Below are 19,110 nucleotides of genomic sequence, written 5' to 3' on the forward strand. Positions count from 1 at the left end.
TTTTAAGGGTTAATTAACCACAGATGGACACAGATAATTTGGTTTGCTCACTAAAGGTGGAAACGCTAGATGATTTTTCCTAGTTGGCTGTGTTTTCTGGCCTGCTGTGGTTCATTTGTCCCCCCTTCAAGAGAAGCACGCCCAAAATGATTTGAAAGTTGTAGCATAGAAATCAAGTATCAATTTTTGATTATTTATGTCTGCTACGCCTCTTGTTTCTCAGGTAAATTCAGTCAAATCAGCAATAATTCCGCCCCTACTAGGTGCTTCTGTTTCCGAGTTAAGCGGGTGGGTACAACAGCAGGGACAGCCAGCTTATCGAGGTAAACAGCTGCACGATTCGATTTATCATCAGGGTGTGCGATCGCTAGCTGATATTTCTGTCTTTCCTAAACAGTGGCGTGCAGAACTTGCAGAAATCCCCATTGGACGTTCAACGATACATCATCGTGCTGTGGCACCGGATGGCACGATAAAATATCTGTTACGACTTGCAGATGATCAAATCATTGAAACTGTTGGTATTCCCACGGCAAAACGGCTGACAGTTTGTGTTTCTACTCAGGTAGGTTGTCCCATGGCCTGTGATTTTTGCGCTACTGGTAAGGGTGGCTACACTCGCAACTTAGAAATACATGAAATCGTCGATCAAGTATTGACGGTGCAAGAAGATTTTCAGGAACGGGTTAGCCATGTGGTATTTATGGGGATGGGTGAACCGTTATTAAATACTGATAATGTATTAGCATCTTTAAGATGCTTAAATCAAGACGTGGGTATTGGACAGCGATCGCTGACTGTTTCTACCGTTGGTATTCGCGATCGCATCCGTCAATTTGCCCGACAGAATTTACAAGTCACTCTAGCTGTGAGTTTGCACGCACCCAACCAAGCACTTAGAGAACAACTCATTCCCAGCGCCCGACCATATCCTCTAGAAGACTTGTTAGATGAATGTCGGGAATATGTGGAAATCACGAGAAGACGTATATCTTTTGAATATATTCTCCTGGCTGGGTTTAATGACCTACCAGAGCACGCTTTACAACTAGCAAAATGTCTGCGGGGATTCCAAAGTCATGTGAACTTGATTCCCTACAATCCCATCCAGGAAGTTGACTACAAGCGCCCCAAAGGCGATCGCATTCAAGCCTTTGTGAACGTTCTCAAACAACAAAAAATTGCTGTGAGTGTCCGCTATTCTCGTGGTTTAGAAGCTGATGCTGCTTGTGGACAACTCCGGGCCAGTAAGTAAGTGTTTACCTAACTTTAGCACTCAATTGTTTTGTGACAGAAATACCAGGTGCATAAGCCTCAATTACTTTCCCGGTCAAGGTGCAACTGATCATCAAGTAATCGCAACTTGGGCATTGTGTCCTGGTTAAGTGACTATCAGTAATATAGTGTCTTTCCGCATCACTGCCGCAATTTGGGCAGTGAACTTTTTGGACTGTATTCATTTTTAAACCCCTGGTTGTAACTATTTATTAATCGAGAAGGCAAGAATTTTAAATTTAGATGCAGCAATAAGAAACTTTGATATTGGTTGATGCTTTTCCTGAAAGTTTGAAATTGAGGTTTTTATTGTCTTTGTATGCTATCCTATTTTTACAAAATTACCATCTTACTTTAGATATAGAAATCAAATTTTCACTTATAGATTTGTTAGAAAATGAGTGATCCCTATGATTAATCGTTTGAGAGAGCTTGGTTTTATAGTGCGACTGATATGTTTTAACAGCCTTTATTGTATTGAAAAAGTAACAGTGATAAATTACTGTATCCTCTGTAACAAAATTTCTCTTTTAAGATTTTGTTAACATTTAATGTAAAAATTGAAGAGATATTGAAGAGATCATTTAAATCCTGCTAGGAATTCCAGCAGGTAAATAATTGTTAATTATTGTGATGCGGATGGAAATAATTGTAAATTTCTTGGGCTAACCTCGGTTCGATCCCTGGAACCTCAGCTAGTTGTGTGAGTGTGGCTTGTCTGATATAATCAACAGAGCGGAAATGTCCTAAAAGCTGCTTTTGTCGATGATGTCCTAAGCCGGGAATTTCATCTAAACGCGATCGCTTAAATTGCTCACTGCGTTGTTGACGATGAAAACTCACAGCAAAACGATGGGCTTCATCTCTTAACCGGCGCAATAACTGTATTCCTGGTTGTTCCGCGTCAGTTTCTAAAGGTTGAGACTGTCCGGGTAAAAAAATCTCTTCTCGTTGCTTGGCCAAACTGACAACCCGCAGGTCTGCTAATAAATTCATTTCCCGCAGGACAGCCACCACTGCCGATAACTGACCTTTACCGCCATCAATCATAATTAAATCAGGCCAATCGGGATTCCCTACCCTGGGTAATTGTGGGTCGGCGCTATACTGACGAAATCGCCTATGGATAACTTCAGCTAAACTGGCAAAATCATCTGAATGTCCAATTGTCACCGTGGGGTTTTTGATTTTGTAGTGGCGATAGTGCTGTTTACCAGGTAACCCATCAATAAACACAACTTGGGAACCCACAGCATTAGACCCCTGAATGTGAGAAATATCATAACCTTCCATGCGGTGGGGTAAATCTGGTAAATTAAGAATAGCGGCTAAATCTGCCATGGCTTCATGGTGGCGATCGCCTAACTTCTGCATTCTCTGTAATTCATACTCAGCATTGCGCTGGACCATCTCAATTAATTCTGCCTTAGTTTGGCGCTGGGGTACTGAAATTGTGACTTTTCTCCCCTTGCGTTGAGTCAAGATATCCGCCAATATTTCCCCATCTGGTAAATCGTACTGTACTAAAATCTCTGTGGGAATTTCCACCGCATCAGCAGGTTGATAATGCTCTTCTAAAACTCGCTGTAAAATCGCCCCCGGTTCAGCATGACTATTGGCGACAAATGCCAACCGTCCTACAAGTTTCCCGGCGCGAATCTGAAATAATTGAATACAAGCGTGTTCTTTGTCGGTTGCCAGTGCTAAAGCATCCCGTGAAACTGTATCATCTGGTAAGGAAACCTTTTGATCAGCGGTTAAGGATTTTAACCCAGATATTTGATCACGAATCCGCGCCGCTAATTCAAAGTTTAAGGCTTCAGCTGCGGTTTGCATTTGTGCTGTGAGAATATCAATCAATTCCTGGGTTCTTCCTTGGAAGATCATCGCCACCTTTTCTACAGTTTTGCGGTATTCTGGGGGGGAAATTAACTGTTGACATACACCGGGACATCGCCCTAGGTCATAATTCAAGCAAGGACGGTCTTTAAACAGTGGTTGGCGTCGTTGTCTCAGTGCAAAAATGCGTTTAGATATGCTTAATATTTCTCGTAATAAACCTGTATCTGTATAAGGACCGTAAAACTTATCTTGAGCGTTACCTAGTTGACGTTTGCGAGTGATGAAAATCCGGGGATAGTCTTCTGACCAAGTAATACAGATATAGGGATATTTTTTGTCATCTTTGAGTAAAACGTTAAAATATGGCTGATGCTGCTTAATTAAGTTGGCTTCTAGGGCTAATGCTTCTGCTTCCGTATCGGTGACAATAAATTCAATCTCCGTCACCTGCTGAACCATGGTAGCTGTACGATGACTTTTGTGATTTCCCTCGCGAAAGTAGGAACGAACACGCGATCGCAATTTCCGTGATTTCCCTATATAGATAATGCGATCGCTCCGGTCGCGCATCAAATAAACACCCGGCTCCGAGGGGATTTCCCCAAGACGGGCTGATAAACGTTCAGGCTCTTTAATCAGTGGTAGTGTTTTATCAGATACATTCACGGTTCAAGTTAGGTAATTTGAGAATATACCTAACTTTATTTTAAGTTTATGCTGGGTGTGAAGTTTGAAGAAATTTAGCAATTCTCTCCACAGCGGTTTCCAGTAACGGTGGTTCATGTACCAAAGCAAAGCGGACATATCCTTCTCCAGATTTGCCAAAACCAGCACCCGGAGAAGCTGCTACACCAGTTTGTTTGACTAACTCAGTGCAGAATTCCACAGAATTTTGATCCCAAGGGGAGGGTAACTTAGCCCAGATGTACATTGTCGCTGCGGGGGTGGGAACTGGCCAACCGATACGGTGTAAAGCGGTGATAAACGCATCCCGACGTTTAGCGAAGGTATTAACAGCATCTGTTACTCCCCCTTGAGGTCCTGTAAGGGCGGCGATCGCACCATTCAAAATACCGCGATACTGATTAAAATCAATGGCTGCTTTGACTTGGCGTAAAGCCTGAATTAACTGGGGATTACCGATGGCGTAGCCTATACGGAAGCCCCCCATATTATAGGACTTAGAAAGGGTAAAAAATTCAATAGAGACACTTTTATCTAGGTCAGCTTGCAGCACAGAGGGTACATTGTCAGTTTCCCCAAATACCAAATCCACATAGGGGAAATCGTGAACTAGAACCAAATTATGTTCCTGACAGAAAACCACAGCCTCTTGGAAGAAAGATAAAGGAGCGATGGCGGTCGTAGGATTATGAGGATAGCTCAATACCATCATCCGGGATTGGGCGAAAACATTTGCCGGAATCTCCGCAAATACCGGCAAGAAATTGTTTTCTGCCCTTAGTGGCATTGGGTATATTTGACCACTAGCTAAATGTACTCCCCCCGCGTGGGATGGGTAGCCCGGATCTAATAATAAGGCGAAATCCCCTGGATTCAGGACTGCTAAGGGTAGATGGGCTGTACCTTCCTGGGAACCAATGAGGGGCAGCACCTCTGTTTCTGGGTCAACTTTGATACGAAATTTTTCTTGATACCAGTGAGCAGCAGCTTGGCGAAATCCTTGAGTACCATGAAACAATAAGTAACCGTGGGTACTCGGGTCAGGGAGAGATTTGGCTATGGCTTCAATTACGTGGGGTTGAGCTGGTAAGTCCGAAGATCCTAAGGACAGGTCAATTAACTGCCTTCCTGCTGATAAAGCCACAGCTTTCGCTTTGTCCATATCAGCAAATACATTGGATTGCAGGGGTTGTAAACGGTGAGCAAACTGCATATTAGTCATTAGTCCTTAGTCATTAGTTAGCTACTGCCCCTAGACTAATTATTACTTAAGTGTTTATCTAAAAACTGAAGTAATCTGTCTTTGCCAATCGCTCCTTCTGTGGATGCTAATAGCTTTTCTCCCTGAACGAGTCTAAAGGCTGGTACACCTTCTACTTGGTAGTTTTTCACGGTGGTGGGGTTAGGATCGACCTCCATTTTAACTATTTTCAGGCGATCGCTGTATTTGGTAGCCGCAAGGTTAATTAAGGGCGACATCAATTTACATGGGCCACACCAGGAAGCCCAAAAGTAAACTAACACAGGTTGCTCGGACTGCAATACTTCTGATTCAAATTCATTATCAGTTATGGTGATTACGCCTTCACTCATGACAGTCTCCATTAAGTGACATTAATCAAAGTTCACACACAATACTTTATCTTAAAAGTGCTGGATACTGTTATTAATGATGGTGATTAGAAGCCAAAAATAGTTGAATGCTCATGTAACATCCCACAACTTAGGTTGTGGGAATTACGTACAAGTAAGGAAATATGCCTTACATATCATTTAATTGCCTTTTCAGGGCTTCTAAGTCGGCATCAACAACATCATAAGATTTGGCAGCGCTGCTCTCTTTTTCTGGTGGTGTTTGTAGTTGGTTGGGTGCTGCCGCAGGTGGTAGCATTTGTGCCTTCAATGCTGCTAACTCATCATCAACATCGCTACTTTCCAACTGGGCAAATTGGGTTTCTAAATCCGCACCAGCCAACTCCGCTCCGGCTTGGGCGCGAGCTTCTTGCATCAAGACCTTTTCTTCCATGCGCTCAAATGCAGCCATGGCGCTGCTGGTACTCATCCCCCGCACCATACCTTCGAGTTGCTCTTGGGCTTTGGCGGAGGTAATGCGAGCTTTGAGCATTTCTTTTTTGGTTTTGGCTTCAGAAATCTTGCTTTCTAGCTGCATTAAGTTGCGCTTGAGGGTTTCAGTTTGAGTGGTTTGCTGATCTAAGCTAGTTTTGAGAGCCAGACTGGTATCACTAAAACTCTTTTTACGTTCTAGAGCTTGTCGTGCTAGGTTTTCATCGCCCTTTTGCAGGGCTAATTGAGCATTGCGTTGCCACTTGTTGATTTCATTTTGGGACTCATTGTACTGTGTCTGAGTGCGTTTTTGAGCCGCGATCGCCTGAGCTACACCTTGACGCAACTGTACCAAGTCTTGCTGCATTTCCAGGATAGCTTGTTCTAGCATTTTTTCTGGGTCTTCAGCTTTATTCACCAAGTCGTTGAGGTTAGAACTGACTACTCGTCTAATTCGATCAAATAATCCCATAATTTTTTTTCCTTTGGCAGTGGACGCGTTTTGTGATTAAGTTTTCTTTTTTACTATTTTAGTAGCTGTCTATTTCAATGTAATTTTTCCCGCTTGGTTCCCTACCTCCCGAAGCCCGTTATTTTTTAAGATATATCCTAAATGTGCTCATTGCCCAATGTTTAGCGGTCTTGACTCTCAGGTAATTGCTGTTGACTTAACACCTGACCTTTGAGGGCTGCTAATTCCCTGTCGATGTCACTAGCAGCTTCTAGGGAGTCGAATTGTTTTTGTAAGTCGTCAGTACCCAGTTGCGCCATGGCTTCTGATTGGGCTTCAATTTGCAAAACTTTATCTTCCATGCGCTCAAAGGCATTGAGACTACTGGTAGGGGAGGTAGTATCGAGCATATCCTGGAGTCGGACAGCAGCCTCAGCGGAACGGGCGCGAGCTATATACATATCTTTTTTGGTTTTCGCCTCGCTGATTTTTAACTCTAGCGATCGCATATCCTTTTTTAGTCTAGCTACTATCTCATTTTGCTGCTCTATTTGAGTAGATAGAGCCGTAGCCGTTTCTTGATAAGCTTTGCGTTTAGTTAAAGCTTCCCGTGCTAAAAGTTCATTTCCCTGTTGTAGTGCTAATTGAGCGCGGCGATACCATTCTTCTGATGTTGATTGTGCGCCAGCGGCCTGTCTTTCGGTGCGTTTTTGAGTGGCGATGGCCTGTGCGACTCCTTGTCGTAATCGCACCAAGTTGTCCTGCATCTCCATGACGGCTTGTTCGAGAATTTTCTCTGGATCTTCGGCACTACCTAGCAAGCTATTGATATTAGCGCGAATTATCCGCAGGATACGCTTGATAATTTCCATGTTGACTCTCCATTGATGTTTTGTCCACAGTGCCGTGGAATGGAAACTAAGTACTAGGCAAAAAGAATGCAATATCCAATACCCATGGACTCAGCCGGATAAATGATAAATATTGTCTTCATCCTATCCTAGACTTTTACCTTCCTGGGGGAATATTTAAACCAGGTGTGTTTTAGCTGAAATATTTATCTGCCACAATTTTAAATAGGTCTGAAAAAATTTCAATCTCTCAAGATGTCGTTTAAGTCAGTTAATCATATTTTAGATGGTCTAAAACAACAAGCCAAATGGCAAGAACAACCCTTACAGCGCTTGCTAGAGTTATGGCCGGATATTGTAGGAAAAGTGGCTGCTACCCATACGCGTCCGTTATCAATTCAGCGTCATGTTTTATTCGTAGCAACTTCTAGCGCTGCTTGGGCGCAGAACATGACATTTGGACGCACCACTGTGCTTTTAAAGTTAAATCAAAATTTGTCTGAGCCTTTGGTAGATCTTCGCTTTTCCACTAAAGATTGGCAGCCTCTTCCCGATTACTTACAGCCCATAAGCATTATCCCACAGGAGCATCCCAGTTATCTGGGTGATGTCAGTAGTTCACCGAGTGAGACTACACCCAATATTGAGAATCCCAAGATGGCTTTTGCATCCTGGGCTAAAAGAATGCAAGGGCGATCGCATGGCTTACCCCTTTGTCCGCAGTGTCAAGCTCCCACCCCACCCGGTGAACTCCAGCGTTGGGGTGTGTGTTGTGTTTGTGTTTCCAAGCAGTTTTAAATCTTTATGAGTTAATAACTATATGAGTTTATTTTAAAGTCTGCCGTTTATCCTGAGTAAACTGGGAGATTTCATGACACCGACCATACCCGATTCATCAATTTAGGATTTAATTTAAATCCATGATCCTAACTTTATCTTTGATCCCTAGGGGTTTTTAGTCTTAAATAAGCGTGTACCCACTCCTGTGATCATTTACATATATAACAAGAATATAAAGAGATCGTAAAGTTTATCCCGGTGCGGGGATCGCTGAAACCTAGGTAAAATAATGACTTTTTGGTGATCTTACCTATTTATATATAAAGGCACAATATAAGAACAATAGAAATTAATCATAAATTGCATTTAAAGATGAACCCCAATGAAACCCATTAAATCCTTGACATCTGCCTGTAGATATTGTCGTCATTACCAACCCAGAAGGTCGCCGAGGCGGAATGTGTCAGAAGTTAGGAAGCCCCGTACAAGCAAGTTGGAAAGCTTGCTCTTTGGCGCTTCCACCTTTTGCACCTTCTTGGGAAACGTTGGAAGACGCTTGGGGTTTACCAGATGCAACAAGAGTTTTAGGTTCTTCACCAACTCTGGCTACACATCCAGAGAATACTATGATTGCCCCTGTAGAGGAAATAACTACCTACACTTCCCAGGAGGCTAAGACTCAGATGGCGCAAATATAGTATTTATCTGTGGTTTTCTATTTACTTGGTGTGCTTAATCAAACAAAGCGATTAAGTATCGACATTTTAAGGTAGCCAAGGAAAGGTGCGAAAATTCGGGGGACGTTTTTCTAAAAAGGCTTGTTTTCCCTCAGAACCCTCTTCTGTCATGTAATACAGTAAGGTGGCGTTTCCGGCCAGTTCTTGTAAACCAGCTTGTCCGTCACAATCAGCGTTGAATGCTGCTTTTAGACACCGAATTGCAATCGGACTTTTTTCTAAAATTTCTTGCGCCCATTGAATACCTTCAGCTTCTAGTTGTTCTACTGGGACAATACAATTAATTAAACCCATATCTAGAGCTTGTTGTGCATTATATTGGCGGCATAAAAACCAAATTTCCCGTGCTTTTTTTTGTCCCACAATACGGGCGAGATAACTAGCACCAAAACCACCGTCAAAACTGCCTACTTTAGGGCCAGTCTGTCCAAAAATAGCATTATCCGCGGCAATGGTGAGGTCACAAATCAAGTGCAGCACGTGTCCACCACCCACAGCATAACCAGCTACTAAAGCAATTACCACTTTTGGCATAGAACGAATCAGGCGCTGCAAGTCTAAGACGTTTAAGCGGGGAATCCCAGCATCGTCAACATAACCGGCCTGTCCTCGGACACTTTGATCTCCCCCAGAACAGAAAGCGTATTTACCATCAGTGTGTGGTCCAGCACCAGTAAATAGAACTACGCCTATACTAGTATCTTCTCGGGCATCACAGAAAGCGTCATACAGTTCAAAGACGGTTTTGGGACGGAAGGCATTGCGTTTATGGGGACGGTTAATGGTAATTTTAGCAATGCCATCGGTTTTGTGATACAGTATATCTTCGTAGTTTTTGGCTATTTGCCAGTTAATGTGCATGATGTATATAGTAAGATGAGATGAGAATTGAGAATTTTATGTGAGTAACTTTTGTATCTTGTGGTTTGGGCATCTTGCCCGCTGCTAGTTTACCTTACAAGAGATGCACTGCAATATCTAGCGCTAATTTCTCTAAACTTTCTTTTCTCCACTGAGCATCTAATTTTCTATTTGTCCTGACTTCTAAAACTCTAATTCCCTTATTTGGTAAAACAGACAATTTCTTCTGTAACTGTTCCCAAGAACTAATCAACTCATGGGGTATATTGTATGTAGCACATAACCGAGCAAAATCGATATTCTGGGGAGTGGCAAAAAATTCTTCAAATGGTGGCTCAAATTTGGCTATGGGTAACATTTCAAAAATACCCCCACCATTGTTATTAATTAACACAATGGTCAAATGTCCTAGGAATTTGTTTTTAATTAAAAATCCGTTGGTATCATGTAATAAGGCCAAGTCCCCTGTTAACAGCACACTACTTTGCTGATGGTGTGCAATTCCTAATGCTGTGGATAGTATGCCATCAATGCCATTTGCACCTCGGTTAAAATAAGGTTGCACACCTAAGTTATTCGGTTTCCAGAAATATTCTACATCCCTGACCGGCATACTATTAGAAATAAATAGGGGTGTTAGTGGGGGGAGATTTTGAGAAATTACCCACGAGATTTTACTTTCAATTATTTCGTCTATATTCCCAAATATTTCATCAATTTTTTTTCGGACTTGTATTTCTAGATAACACCATTTTTGTAAATAAATCCCTGGGTGACTATTCACTGCGCCCCGGTCATATATATTTTCTACAGATATCCTTAAATGGGTGGTTTTTCCATGTAAAGGGTCTAGGTCTTGATAACTACTATCAATTATCCAGTATTGGGGTTGGGTGTTAGATAGCCAGTGACGTAGTTCTTTACTGGTAGGCATTTCGCCTATTTGAATTACTATTTCTGGTGTTAATTCTTGGGCAAGTTTCTGATTACGTAAAATGATATCGTAGGTGGAAATTAAGTAGGGGTTGAGGCTAGCATAATTTCTGAGTGGGGAAAGTCCCTCAGCTAAAACAGGCCAGTTGAGTGTTTGGGAAAGATGGGCGATCGCTTGACAATATTTCTCAGCTTTTTGGGGTTGAGCGACACCGGCGATGATGATCCCGCGTTCAGATTGTAACCACTGTTGGGGAATGGGGAATGGGGAGTGGGGAATGAGGTTAGTCTTTCCTACACCTGCAAAAAAGGCTTCTGGGTGTAAGTTTGACTGTAAATTCCTCAAGTCAGTTCCATCGGGAATGGGTGCGAGGGGGTCACGGAAGGGAATATTTAAATGAACTGGCCCTGTGTGGGAATTTGACAGCGCTCCCAAGCATGAATGACGGTTTGTCGGAGATAACCGAGCATTTTCAAGTCTGGGGAGGGTATAGCTAACTCTGCTTGCCAGTTTGGGTAATTACTATATAATTTTACTTGGTCTATGGTTTGCCCCGAATGACAATTTCTTAATTCTTGTGGTCGATCGCTGGTTAACACTAACAATGGTACACGACTTTCTTGGGCCTCAATGATTGCGGGGTAAAAATTCGCTCCTGCGGTTCCAGATGTGCAAACCAATGCTACAGGAACCCCGGTGGTTCTGGCTCTTCCCAAGGCGAAAAAAGCGGCTGAACGCTCATCAAGAATAGAAATGGCTTCAATATCAGGTATTTGCTGGACAAAGGCGACTACTAAAGGTGTAGAACGGGAACCAGGACAAATGACTACACAGTTCAATCCCAAGCGTTTGAGTGTCTCGGTCAATATGTAAGCCCAAAGTTGATTAACATTCTGATAGGCTGGTGTTAAATCAAGCATAGCCATCCTATCATTTGAAATTCTCTTGCAAATTTCTCTGGGAAAGTTGAAGTTTTCCAGTCTCCGCTAAATGTCAAATTTACTCTCAAGGTCTTATGGATTGCATTCATTTAACTAATATTCGCTGCTATGGTTACACTGGATATCTACCAGAAGAACAGGTATTAGGGCAGTGGTTTGAGGTGGATGTGAAGTTATGGTTAGATATGTCCACCGTTGCTAAGACTGATGCCATTGAAGATACTATAGATTATCGCACTGTCATTAGTTCCATACAACATCTGGTAAAAACAGCTAAGTTTGCTTTAGTAGAAAAATTAGTAAGTGTGATCGCTGATTCTATGCTGGAAAAGTGCGATCGCGTCACAAAAGTGCAAGTCATTCTCAGTAAACCCGCCGCGCCTATTCCTGATTTTGGTGGCAGAATTAGTGTTGAAATGACTAAAACCAGGTAGATGCTCACCACTGCATCTCTTGGGGTCAAAAAATACCATACTGTTATTATAGGTATTGATGTTTAGGATTTTCTTGGCAGCATCAATATAGCAGCTTGTATGAATTCACAGATTTTCTTGCTTTTTGAGATCATGTTCAGATATTATTCTGACTATTTCCTCCCAAATCGTCACGGGGTTAAAAGGTTTGGTAATCACTCCAGCAACACCCATTGTGCTAAAATGTTTCCGATCTTTTGATAATACCTTTGCAGTTACTAAAATAACTGGTATCAATTGGGTAGCAGCATCAGCTTGTAACTTTTCCCAGACTTGAAAACCATCCATATCTGGCATAGATACATCTAATAAAATTGCATCGGGGGATTCTAATTTAGCTTTGAGTATAGCTTCTTTTCCGGATGTGGCTACAATTGCTTGCCAAAGGGCAAACTTTTCTAAAGATACTCGTAAAACAGCACAAATATCTTTTTCATCATCGACAATCAAAATTTTTTTTGTCATAGATATTTTCTAGGTATATTAAAGTAAAATATGCTACCACTATTTAATACACTTTCTGCCCAAATTTTACCCTGATGTTCTTCAACAATGCTTCTACAAATTGCCAGACCCAGACCTGTACCGCCTTTTTGGCGAGCGTCGGATACATCAACTTGTTGAAACCTCCCGAAAATCGCTTCTAATTTTTCCGGGGGAATACCTTTACCTTGATCTGTGATGGTAAACAGAATATCTTCCTCACTCATACTTACTGACAATTCCACAGTACCACCAGGTCGGGAAAACTTAATGGCATTCCCTAATAAATTCGTTAAGGTTTGCAGAATGGCTCTAAAATCAGCAAATATCTGGATATTGGGAACATTGAACTTGAGGGAAATCCCTGCATTTGTAGCTATTGGTTGTAAGTCTTCAATGGCTTGTTTGACCACAGTTGTGACATCAAAGCACTGCGGATTAAGTTTTGTTTGACGAGATGTTAAACTTTCTAGTTCTAGGATATCATTGACCAAATCTAAGAGGCGATCGCTATTATTAATGGCAATTTGCAGCATCTGCTGTTTTTCAAAGGGTTGGTCATCTAAAACCCCGGTTTCCAGAATGCCTAAAGCCCCTTTAATAGATGTCAAGGGTGTCCGCACTTCATGGCTAACAACTGAAATAAATTCATTTTTTACCCTCTCTACTTCGTGACGTTCACTGATATCTTGAATTTGCACTACAAAGTAAATAGGTTGCTCGTTAATGTTTCTTAATAAAGAAACACTTAATAATCCCCAAATTACATTTCCTTGCTTGTGTATATAACGTTTTTCTGTTTGAAATTTACTAATTTCTCCAGCCAGAGTTTTGATTAATAAACTGTTGGATAATTCTAAATCTTCTGGGTGAATAATTGCTAAAAAAGTTTTATTTAATAAGTCATTTTCATTGTAGCCCAACATCTCACATAAGGATTTATTCACGCGGATGAATTGACCATCAATCGCCACTAAAGCCATACCGATACCAGCATCTTCAAAAGCGCTGCGAAACCTGGCTTCACTTTCTCTAAAAGCTGCTTGTGCTGCTTGACGGGCGCTAATATCTTTAATAAAACTTATTACGTGAGGTTTTCCATCTAAAACCATCAGTTGACAAGATACTAAAACCGTTCTCACTTCTCCTGATTTTGTGAAACTATGCAACTCTAAATTGCGTACATATCCTACAGATTCTACTTTTTCAATCAATAACATTAGATCATCTTGATTACTTACCATTGGTAAATCTTGATAGTGGTGACCAATAAGTTCTGACTTTTCGTAACCTGATAATTCCACAAAGCTGGGATTGACATCGACAATTTTTTGCTCAACACTATCGTAAATACAAATAGCATCAGGACAAGTGAGAAATATCTTGCGGAATTTCTCTTCTGAATTTCTTTGTGCGTTTTCTAATGTACTAAAAGCTCCTTGTATCTCTCCAGCCATTTGCAAAAAAGATTGCGCTAATTTTCCTAACTCATCTCGGCGAGATAATATGCTGTTTAACTTCAAATCTGCTTGATAATTTTCCCTCTGGACTAAATGTTTAGCAGCTTGATTTAAATCTAAAATCGGTTGGGTCACCCAATATGACAAACTAATACCGAAAGTAATGGCTAATAATAATGTGATGGTTCCTAACCCTAAACTGCGGTATGTATTAGCTTGAATATCGGCGAGAAAGTCTGATACTGGTAATATAGCAACCGCCAAGGTAATTTAAGCATAAACTATAAGTAGTCCCTTTTCATGTGAAGCGATCGCTTGCTACAGGTATATGCCCAAGCCGTACAGTTACGACCTTCGTCAAAAAGTAATCCAAGCGATTGAACTCGATGGCTTGAAGAAAACTGAAGCCAGTCAAATGTTTAATATTAGTCGCAACACCATCACCCTATGGTTGAAGCGAAAAACCGAAACGGGGGACTTCCAAGCCTTGCCTAGTAAGCGTCCTGGGAATGGTCACAAAATTACCGATTGGGAAAAATTTCGTGAGTTCGCTTCCGTGCATGGCGATAAAACCCAAGTAGAGATGGCCTCACTTTGGCCTGAAGAAATTAGCGAGCGCACAATCTCAAGAGCTTTGAAAAAAATTGGTTTTACGCGAAAAAAAAGACTTATGGCTACCGTGAGCGCGATGAGGTTAAACGACAGGCTTTCGTAACGCAGTTGTCTAAGTTACCTGTGGAGAAGATTGTATACCTCGATGAGTCAGGAATGGACAACCGAGACCAGTATGATTACGGTTGGAACTCAAAAGGACAGCGCTTCCATGCACTTAAATCAGGTCGTCGTCAAGGTCGGGTGAACATAATTGCCGCGCTGTGTAACCATCAGCTGATAGCTCCTTTCACTGTTGAGGGTGCGTGTAATCGAATAGTATTTGAGACTTGGCTTGAAGCTTGTTTGCTTCCCACACTCAAACCGGGACAGGTTGTGGTGATGGATAATGCTACATTTCATAAAGGTGGGCGCATTCAACAACTGATTGAGTACGCAGGGTGTGAAGTGTTGTACCTACCACCTTATTCTCCAGACCTGAATCAGATTGAAAAATGTTGGTCTTGGTTAAAAAGTCGAATCCGCAAAAAACTTGAGCAGTTTGATTCTTTACGAGATGCCATTGAGGATGTCTTACTTTTTGCGTCCTAACCTCCTTGGCGGTTGCTATACCACTACAATTAACCAATCTAACCCATATTCATCGTCATAAGGAAAAATTTCTGCAAAATGTAGTTGATTATTTTCATCCACAAACTTAAAAGTAGTCGGTTCACGCACTTCTAAATTATTCCAGCGTTTCCGTAATTCTTTAGCTGTGACTGCAATGATTTTATTACTACTATTCTCAGCTTTTAACCGCACTAGTTCTACACCATTAAGGTTTTTCACAAAAGGGCGTTCTGCTGTGGATGTAGCTACCACATCCCCAGAACGTTCAATAATAAATGACTGTCCCGATGCTGAGAAATGCAGCTTTTGTAAAAACAGGCTAATATCATCAAGGACTAAATCACAACCTACAACGCCGATAAGTTCACCATTGCGGTATACTGGAGCCACGGCAGAAATGCTAGCTGTATCAATGTAAGAAAATGGGTACACTGCTGACCAGGTTTGTTGACCTTTAGCTTGAGCAGTTTTGTACCAAGGACGTGTGACTGGTGTATATGGTTTGGTTTGCTCCGGGATAATTGTGGTAAATTTTCCCTGTTCATTCAGGATGTAATAATGTCGTTTTCCGATATGAGATGGATGTACACCCCCGCCTAACCAAGAATTTTTTGGTGCTACCAGTCCCACTCTATCTTGAGCGGAAAAAATATGTATACCATTACTCCCACCAAAATAAATATTAGTTGGCAGTTTGTAGAGTTTGAGTTGTTGGAAGAAATGCTGTCTTAACTCTTCGGAATTTTCTGGGTTTATTTGTCCTTGCTCTATCCCATAGCGATTCATAGCCACTAATCTTTGTGGTGTTCCCAGATATGTAGTCAAGCGATCGCTGATTTGTTCTGTTGTTGATGATATCAATTTCCTGAGCAATTTATTTACCGCTTTTTCCCCAGTCTCATAGGAAAGATAAGTGACAGTGCCAACAGTTAGCAGGATGATACCCATATAAGGTACGATAAATAAGATTCGTAGCGGAATTTGGGCGACGGATTGCAGTAGGAGGTGCGAGTATATACGTAATACTTTCATGACTATTATTGACTTGTAATATAAATAAATATATTGAGAATTGTATTAAGGCTTTTTTCAGGCTAATGCAGTACACACCAAGTTCCCTGTTCCCTGTTCCCTGTTCCCTAAAACTAAAAAACTTTGTACCTCACAACCATGGGAAATGCTACAATAAAGAATGAAAAGATACTCCTACCACAGCACAAATATCTTTTTGATTGTCGACAATCAAAATTTTTTTTGTCATAGATATTTTCTCGGTATAGTAAAGTAAAATGTGCTGCCACTACCTAATACACTTTCTGCCCAAATTTTACCCTGATGTTCTTCAACAAGGCCTCTACAAATTGCTAGACCCAAACCTGTGCCACCTTGTTGGCGAGCGTCGGATACATCAACTTGTTGAAACCTCCCGAAAATCGCTTCTAATTTTTCCGGGGGAATACCTTTACCTTGATCTGTGATGGTAAACAGAATATCTTCCTCACTCATACTTACTGACAATTCCACAGTACCACCAGGTCGGGAAAACTTAATGGCATTCCCTAATAAATTCGTTAAGGTTTGCAGAATGGCTCTAAAATCAGCAAATATCTGGATATTGGGAACATTGAACTTGAGGGAAATCCCTGCATTTATAGCTATTGGTTGTAAGTCTTCAATGGCTTGTTTGACCACAGTTATGACATCAAAGCACTGCGGATTAAGTTTTGTTTGACGAGATGTTAAACTTTCTAGTTCTAGGATATCATTGACCAAATCTAAGAGGCGATCGCTATTATTAATGGCAATTTGCAGCATCTGCTGTTTTTCAAAGGGTTGGTCATCTAAAACCCCGGTTTCCAGAATGCCTAAAGCCCCTTTAATAGATGTCAAGGGTGTCCGCACTTCATGGCTAACAACTGAAATAAATTCATTTTTTACCCGCTCTACTTCGTGACGTTTACTGATATCTTGAATTTGCACTACAAAGTAAATAGGTTGCTGTTTAATGTTTCTTAATAAAGAAACACTTAATAATCCCCAAATTACATTTCCTTGCTTGTGTATATAACGTTTTTCTAGTTGAAGGTTGCTAATTTCTCCAGCCAGCATTTTTGTGAGTAAATTCATAAATATTTCTAAATCATCATAGTGGGTAATGCCGAAAAAACTCTTATTTAATAACTCGCTTTCAGTGTAACCCAACATCTCATATAAGGATTGATTCACGCGAATGAATTGACCATCAATAGCCACTAAAGCCATACCGATTCCCGCATCTTTAAAAGCGCTGCGGAAATTGGCTTCACTTTCTCGCAATGCGGCTTCTGTTTGTTCGAGCATAGTAATATCCTTACTAAAACTTATTACGTGAGGTTTTCCATCTAAAACCATCAGTTGACAAGATACTAAAACCGTTCTCACTTCTCCTGATTTTGTGAAACTATGCAACTCTAAATTGCGTACATATCCTACAGATTCTACTTTTTCAATCAATAACATTAGATCATCTTGATTACTTACCATTGGTAAATCTTGATAGTGGTGACCAATAAGTTCTGACTTTTCGTAACCTGATAATTCCACAAAGCTGGGATTGACATCGACAATTTTTTGCTCAACACTATCGTAAATACAAATAGCATCAGGACAAGTGAGAAATATCTTGCGGAATTTCTCTTCTGAATTTCTTTGTGCGTTTTCTAATGTACTAAAAGCTCCTTGTATCTCTCCAGCCATTTGCAAAAAAGATTGCGCTAATTTTCCTAACTCATCTCGGCGAGATAATATGCTGTTTAACTTCAAATCTGCTTGATAATTTTCCCTCTGGACTAAATGTTTAGCAGCTTGATTTAAATCTAAAATCGGTTGGGTCACCCAATATGACAAACTAATACCGAAAGTAATGGCTAATAATAATGTGATGGTTCCTAACCCTAAACTGCGGTATGTATTAGCTTGAATATCGGCGAGAAAGTCTGATACTGGTAATACCACTACAATTAACCAATCTAACCCATATTCATCGTCATAAGGAAAAATTTCTGCAAAATGTAGTTGATTATTTTCATCCACAAACTTAAAAGTAGTCGGTTCACGCACTTCTAAATTATTCCAGCGTTTCCGTAATTCTTTAGCTGTGACTGCAATGATTTTATTACTACTATTCTCAGCTTTTAACCGCACTAGTTCTACACCATTAAGGTTTTTCACAAAAGGGCGTTCTGCTGTGGATGTAGCTACCACATCCCCAGAACGTTCAATAATAAATGACTGTCCCGATGCTGAGAAATGCAGCTTTTGTAAAAACAGGCTAATATCATCAAGGACTAAATCACAACCTACAACGCCGATAAGTTCACCATTGCGGTATACTGGAGCCACGGCAGAAATGCTAGCTGTATCAATGTAAGAAAATGGGTACACTGCTGACCAGGTTTGTTGACCTTTAGCTTGAGCAGTTTTGTACCAAGGACGTGTGACTGGTGTATATGGTTTGGTTTGCTCCGGGATAATTGTGGTAAATTTTCCCTGTTCATTCAGGATGTAATAATGTCGTTTTCCGATATGAGATGGATGTACACCCCCGCCTAACCAAGAATTTTTTGGTGCTACCAGTCCCACTCTATCTTGAGCGGAAAAAATATGTATACCATTACTCCCACCAAAATAAATATTAGTTGGCAGTTTGTAGAGTTTGAGTTGTTGGAAGAAATGCAATCTTAACTCTTCCCAATTTTCTGGGTTTATTTGTCCTTGCTCTATCCCATAGCGATTCATAACCACTAATCTTTGTGGTGTTCCCAGATATGTAGTCAAGCGATCGCTAATTTGGCGTATTCTGGATGATATCACTGGGATTAGCAACTTATTCACCGCTCTTTCCCCAGTTTCATAAGAAAGATAAGTGACAGTGCCAACACTCAGCAGAATGATACCAATATAAGGTACAATAAATAACGTCTTTAGAGGAATTCTGCCGATAAATTTGAGCATCAACTGGGAGTATATAGGCAATAGTTTCATTATTTTTGGTAACTGGGATAATGAGTG

15 protein-coding genes and 2 pseudogenes are annotated in these 19,110 nt (G+C 40.9%); 5 read left to right on the forward strand and 12 right to left on the reverse strand.

All coding sequences use genetic code 11. The features are described 5' to 3' along the window. Positions 1-196: 196 nt before the first annotated feature. The gene (gene rlmN, locus AC6IZ0_RS16805) at positions 197-1,255 is read left to right on the forward strand and encodes a dual-specificity RNA methyltransferase RlmN (protein ID WP_271733595.1); all 1,059 of its coding nucleotides are present in this window, start codon (positions 197-199) and stop codon (positions 1,253-1,255) included. Between the two features lie 4 nt (positions 1,256-1,259). On the opposite strand, the gene AC6IZ0_RS16810 is transcribed toward rlmN, so the two are convergent. The 6 genes from AC6IZ0_RS16810 to AC6IZ0_RS16835 all read right to left on the reverse strand — a co-directional run bounded on the left by AC6IZ0_RS16810 (position 1,260) and on the right by AC6IZ0_RS16835 (position 7,188). Next, complete coding sequence (locus AC6IZ0_RS16810) at positions 1,260-1,460, reverse strand: replication restart DNA helicase PriA (RefSeq protein ID WP_271733594.1); 201 nt, start codon at positions 1,458-1,460, stop codon at positions 1,260-1,262. 436 nt (positions 1,461-1,896) lie between these two features. After that, complete coding sequence (gene uvrC / locus AC6IZ0_RS16815) at positions 1,897-3,783, reverse strand: excinuclease ABC subunit UvrC (RefSeq protein ID WP_497723967.1); 1,887 nt, start codon at positions 3,781-3,783, stop codon at positions 1,897-1,899. 46 nt (positions 3,784-3,829) lie between these two features. Continuing rightward, positions 3,830-5,014 (reverse strand): LL-diaminopimelate aminotransferase, encoded by a 1,185-nt coding sequence (locus tag AC6IZ0_RS16820; RefSeq protein ID WP_497726087.1) that lies wholly within the window; start codon positions 5,012-5,014, stop codon positions 3,830-3,832. Between the two features lie 44 nt (positions 5,015-5,058). Then, positions 5,059-5,394: a thioredoxin family protein gene (locus AC6IZ0_RS16825; protein WP_271733591.1), complete on the reverse strand. Its 336-nt coding sequence runs from the start codon at positions 5,392-5,394 to the stop codon at positions 5,059-5,061. A gap of 169 nt (positions 5,395-5,563) precedes the next feature. Next, positions 5,564-6,337 (reverse strand): PspA/IM30 family protein, encoded by a 774-nt coding sequence (locus AC6IZ0_RS16830; protein WP_497723968.1) that lies wholly within the window; start codon positions 6,335-6,337, stop codon positions 5,564-5,566. A gap of 161 nt (positions 6,338-6,498) precedes the next feature. Then, positions 6,499-7,188: a PspA/IM30 family protein gene (locus tag AC6IZ0_RS16835; protein ID WP_271733589.1), complete on the reverse strand. Its 690-nt coding sequence runs from the start codon at positions 7,186-7,188 to the stop codon at positions 6,499-6,501. Positions 7,189-7,422: 234 nt separating this feature from the next. Here AC6IZ0_RS16835 and AC6IZ0_RS16840 point away from each other — a divergent pair, with 234 nt between their 5' ends. Together AC6IZ0_RS16840 and AC6IZ0_RS16845 are read left to right on the forward strand one after the other, a co-directional pair. Further along, positions 7,423-7,965, forward strand: a complete 543-nt coding sequence (locus tag AC6IZ0_RS16840; protein WP_497723969.1) for a DciA family protein — start codon at positions 7,423-7,425, stop codon at positions 7,963-7,965. A gap of 364 nt (positions 7,966-8,329) precedes the next feature. After that, a pseudogene (locus AC6IZ0_RS16845) lies at positions 8,330-8,645 on the forward strand (hypothetical protein). 66 nt (positions 8,646-8,711) lie between these two features. On the opposite strand, the gene menB reads toward AC6IZ0_RS16845, so the two are convergent. Both menB and menD read right to left on the reverse strand, forming a co-directional pair. Beyond that, a complete protein-coding gene (gene menB / locus AC6IZ0_RS16850) occupies positions 8,712-9,545 on the reverse strand; it encodes a 1,4-dihydroxy-2-naphthoyl-CoA synthase (protein ID WP_271733586.1) in 834 nt (277 codons plus the stop codon). 94 nt (positions 9,546-9,639) lie between these two features. Next, a pseudogene (gene menD / locus AC6IZ0_RS16855) lies at positions 9,640-11,399 on the reverse strand (2-succinyl-5-enolpyruvyl-6-hydroxy-3-cyclohexene-1-carboxylic-acid synthase). 95 nt (positions 11,400-11,494) lie between these two features. Between menD and folB the strand changes: the two are divergent. After that, entirely contained in the window at positions 11,495-11,854 is a 360-nt protein-coding gene (gene folB, locus AC6IZ0_RS16860; protein ID WP_271733583.1) for a dihydroneopterin aldolase, read from the forward strand. A 105-nt stretch (positions 11,855-11,959) separates the two neighbouring features. On the opposite strand, the gene AC6IZ0_RS16865 is transcribed toward folB, so the two are convergent. Both AC6IZ0_RS16865 and AC6IZ0_RS16870 read right to left on the reverse strand, forming a co-directional pair. Beyond that, positions 11,960-12,358 carry a response regulator gene (locus AC6IZ0_RS16865; RefSeq protein ID WP_497723970.1) on the reverse strand — a complete coding sequence of 133 codons (399 nt, stop codon included), beginning with the start codon at positions 12,356-12,358 and terminating at the stop codon, positions 11,960-11,962. Continuing rightward, positions 12,355-14,100 carry a PAS domain S-box protein gene (locus AC6IZ0_RS16870; RefSeq protein WP_497723971.1) on the reverse strand — a complete coding sequence of 582 codons (1,746 nt, stop codon included), beginning with the start codon at positions 14,098-14,100 and terminating at the stop codon, positions 12,355-12,357. Before AC6IZ0_RS16870 ends, AC6IZ0_RS16865 begins: the two co-directional genes overlap by 4 nt. Positions 14,101-14,164: 64 nt before the next feature. Here AC6IZ0_RS16870 and AC6IZ0_RS16875 point away from each other — a divergent pair. Beyond that, positions 14,165-15,039, forward strand: a protein-coding gene (locus AC6IZ0_RS16875; protein WP_497722827.1) for an IS630 family transposase whose coding sequence is annotated in 2 segments (ribosomal slippage) — positions 14,165-14,494 and positions 14,497-15,039 — 873 coding nt in all. Because the reading frame shifts where the segments join, the coding sequence is not laid out codon by codon here. A gap of 15 nt (positions 15,040-15,054) precedes the next feature. On the opposite strand, the gene AC6IZ0_RS16880 is transcribed toward AC6IZ0_RS16875, so the two are convergent. Together AC6IZ0_RS16880 and AC6IZ0_RS16885 are read right to left on the reverse strand one after the other, a co-directional pair. Then, a complete protein-coding gene (locus tag AC6IZ0_RS16880; protein ID WP_497723972.1) occupies positions 15,055-16,092 on the reverse strand; it encodes a cache domain-containing protein in 1,038 nt (345 codons plus the stop codon). A gap of 225 nt (positions 16,093-16,317) precedes the next feature. Continuing rightward, the gene (locus AC6IZ0_RS16885; protein ID WP_497723974.1) at positions 16,318-19,083 is read right to left on the reverse strand and encodes a PAS domain S-box protein; all 2,766 of its coding nucleotides are present in this window, start codon (positions 19,081-19,083) and stop codon (positions 16,318-16,320) included. Positions 19,084-19,110: the final 27 nt, after the last annotated feature.

This window comes from Anabaenopsis sp. NIES-4685 (genome assembly GCF_059725405.1).